The organism is Longimicrobium sp. (assembly GCF_036554565.1).
Taxonomy (GTDB): domain Bacteria; phylum Gemmatimonadota; class Gemmatimonadetes; order Longimicrobiales; family Longimicrobiaceae; genus Longimicrobium.
In genome coordinates this window covers 1-2,763 of the sequence record NZ_DATBNB010000426.1, presented here as the reverse complement: position 1 = coordinate 2,763, position 2,763 = coordinate 1, and the positions used below count along the sequence as shown (strand labels likewise).

The window sequence follows — 2,763 nt, the reverse complement described above, 5'->3', positions numbered from 1 at the left end:
ATGAGGGCGATCAGGAAATAGCGGTCCTTGATCCCCGTCCACACGAGCGGCCCGGCAAGGGTGTCGGGCGCCTGGATTTTGCGGATCGACTCGCGTTCCACCCGCTCACGATTCCACCCCACCACCGCCAGCTCGTTCGCCGAGCCGTGCTCCACCGCGTCGTGAGGCGCCAGCCCGGTGCCCAGCTCCGTCACCATCTGCGGCTGCACGCCGGCGGGCAGGCCAATGAAGCGCCCCTGCACGTCGACGGTGTAGTCGTTGGGCCGAAAGGTGTAGGTGAGCTCGGCGCGCACCGCCCCCACCGGGTCCGACACGAAGCGCAGCTGCCGCGGCCCGTCGCTTTCACGCAGGACCAGCGACGCGGCGTCGGGGGTGAAGTGAACGCCACGGAAGTCCAGCGTGTCGCGGCCGACGACCAGGCGGCGCGCCAGCACGTCGCGGGCGCTGCGCGGCACCAGCTGCACGCTCTGGCCCGCCTGCACGTAGCTGGAAAAGCGCGGCAGCGTGGCTGCGTTCAGCGCCGCGCCCCGCGTGGAGAAGCGGTAGTCGTAGAGCGGCGAGCGCACGTGCACGAACCGCTCGGGCTGGCCGGGTTGCGACGGGGCGGTGGACGGCAGCGCCGCAACTGGCAGCCCCGGCGCCTGCGCCGGGCTACTGGCCGCGGCGGAGTCCGCCGGAGGACGCACCGGTGCCGGCGGGGTGCGCGGAAAGAGCGCCTCCCACGCGAAGATGAACGCCGTCGAGAGAACGACGAAGAGAATGAGCCGCTTGGTCTGATCCATCTTGTGGTGGTTCCACCGGGTACGGGTCGGCCCGCTCAGGGAACGGGGTCGAAGCCACCCTTGCACAGGGGGTTGCAGCGCAGCAGCCGCTTCAGCAGCAGCCACGAGCCGCGCGCCGCGCCGTACCGCTGCAGCGCCTCCATCCCGTAGTGCGAGCACGTGGGATGAAAGCGGCAGACGGGGGGCTTCAGCGGCGAGATCCCCTTCTGATAGAAGCGGATGGCTGACATCATCGCGCGCGCGAGCACAGCTCCTCCGTGAACGCGGCCACCTCGTCGCGAAGGTCCGCGAACGAGGCGGTGTAGGCTTCGGGGCGGGCACGGAACAGTACGTCCAATGCCAGCCCGCGGTTTCGGAGTGCCGGCAGCACCACGGTGCGCCCCAGGTCGCGAAGCCGGCGCTTGACCAGGTTTCGCTTCACGATGGTGCGCTTGTGCTTGGGAACCACGACGCCCAGGCGCGCAAACGGAGCGGGGGAAGGGGAGACGAACGCGTCCAGGTGGCGCGTCTTGCTCCTCTTCCCCCGTCTGAACAATGCGCGGATCTCATCCGAAGAGGTGATCCGCGCCCGTCTGGGCAGGCCGAAGCCCTGCCGTTCGCCCGCGCCGTCCGGGTCCATGGACCGGGGTGCGCTGCGCGCGGCGTTCGGGTCGCCGCTCAGTACTTGCTCGGAACTTCGACCACCAGCTTGTGGCGCCCCTTGCGGCGGCGGGCGTTCAGGACGGCGCGGCCGCCCTTGGTGGCCATCCGGGCCCGGAACCCATGCTTGTTGATCCGCTTGCGGTTGCGCGGACGATAACTCGGCTTCATCGGTCAACCCCTTCGGGTGCTGCGTCGTAACGAGAATGGAGGGCCGGGAAGGCCTTTGTGGCAAAGACAGTGAATGTAGCGGAGGTGGCCGGTTCCGTCAACCTGCGATCCCGGTCCGCGGCGGCAGTACCGCACGGTCACCCTGGCGGATCGCGCGGAGGAAGGTTGGAGAGCGAGACGCGGTCATAGCCCCTGGACTTCCGGTCTTCGGGATGTGGCTCCAGGCCGACCACCGTAATATGGCCGTCCTCCGGCCCGTACGCCCAGTACATCCTGCCCGCACCGGGCGTGTTGTTCTCCAGATACGATTGAAAGACCTTGCGTCCGAACCGGCGGGAGAGCGGCTCGATCTCATGTGTCCGCAAACCCGGGTGCCGAGGGTCGGCCCGAAGAAGCGCAATTGCCTTTGCCCACCGCTTGAAGAGCTCGCGATCCGATGGAGAGAGGGAGTTCTGCCGGTGGCCCTTCAGGAGGCGCTTCCAGAGCTCCAGCACTTCGGGCACGCCCTTTCGCACCACGTACGGCATCCGGCCAGTTGGTTCAGGGTTCGTCGATCAGGTCCCGGACTTCGTCAAGGTCGAATTCGTCGCCGGCGACGCCGGCGGAAAGGTTGGTCATCGCCTCGTCAACGTGCGAAAGCGTGAGCCGGGAGATCGCATCGGGTACGCGCAGCACCCGCGGCTCAAGCAGAATGCGTCCATCATCATATCGGCTCATCCGGTAGTGCTCGTACTCCGCACCCGTCAGCGTCACTCGCTTCTTGCTGTCGACCCGAACGTCCCGCTCCGCGACTACTTTCATCCAAGCCTCCTTCATCAAGGTGGGAAATCCCACTGTGGGCTTCCAAGGTTATACAGGCGCGCCACGTGGGTCAAGTCCGCAGCCGGCCGGTTCGGGGGAGCTTCGGAAGCCTGCCGAATCCGCAGGCGAGCCGGATGCGACACCGTGCGCATCTGGGTGCCAAACGCAGGTAACTCCAGGCACTTAGCGGGCTTTCTTGACTTATCCACAAGGCAGTTCTACGTTGCCCGGGTGTCGTCTGCGGTCGCCGTCCTGCTGCTGGATGTGATGGAGCTCACTGCCGGGGAAATCTGGTCGCGCATTCTGGAGAGCGCCAAGACCGCGCTGCCGGACCAGGCTTTCCGCACGTGGCTGGCGCCCACACAGGCGA

General features: G+C 67.3%; 6 protein-coding genes. All 6 read right to left on the bottom strand.

The window, feature by feature from the left end; all coding sequences use genetic code 11:
• Positions 1 to 782, bottom strand: a 782-nt coding sequence (yidC, locus tag VIB55_RS11620) for a membrane protein insertase YidC (protein WP_331876828.1), incomplete at its 3' end; no start/stop codon positions are given.
• Between the two features lie 35 nt (positions 783 to 817).
• A complete protein-coding gene (gene yidD, locus VIB55_RS11615; protein WP_331876827.1) occupies positions 818 to 1,015 on the bottom strand; it encodes a membrane protein insertion efficiency factor YidD in 198 nt (65 codons plus the stop codon).
• Complete coding sequence (gene rnpA / locus VIB55_RS11610) at positions 1,012 to 1,401, bottom strand: ribonuclease P protein component (RefSeq protein WP_331876826.1); 390 nt, start codon at positions 1,399 to 1,401, stop codon at positions 1,012 to 1,014. Before rnpA ends, yidD begins: the two co-directional genes overlap by 4 nt.
• A gap of 38 nt (positions 1,402 to 1,439) precedes the next feature.
• Positions 1,440 to 1,592 (bottom strand): 50S ribosomal protein L34, encoded by a 153-nt coding sequence (gene rpmH, locus VIB55_RS11605; RefSeq protein WP_331022193.1) that lies wholly within the window; start codon positions 1,590 to 1,592, stop codon positions 1,440 to 1,442.
• 137 nt (positions 1,593 to 1,729) lie between these two features.
• Positions 1,730 to 2,119 carry a hypothetical protein gene (locus VIB55_RS11600; RefSeq protein WP_331876825.1) on the bottom strand — a complete coding sequence of 130 codons (390 nt, stop codon included), beginning with the start codon at positions 2,117 to 2,119 and terminating at the stop codon, positions 1,730 to 1,732.
• A 13-nt stretch (positions 2,120 to 2,132) separates the two neighbouring features.
• Entirely contained in the window at positions 2,133 to 2,393 is a 261-nt protein-coding gene (locus VIB55_RS11595) for a hypothetical protein (RefSeq protein ID WP_331876824.1), read from the bottom strand.
• Between the last annotated feature and the right edge of the window lie 370 nt (positions 2,394 to 2,763).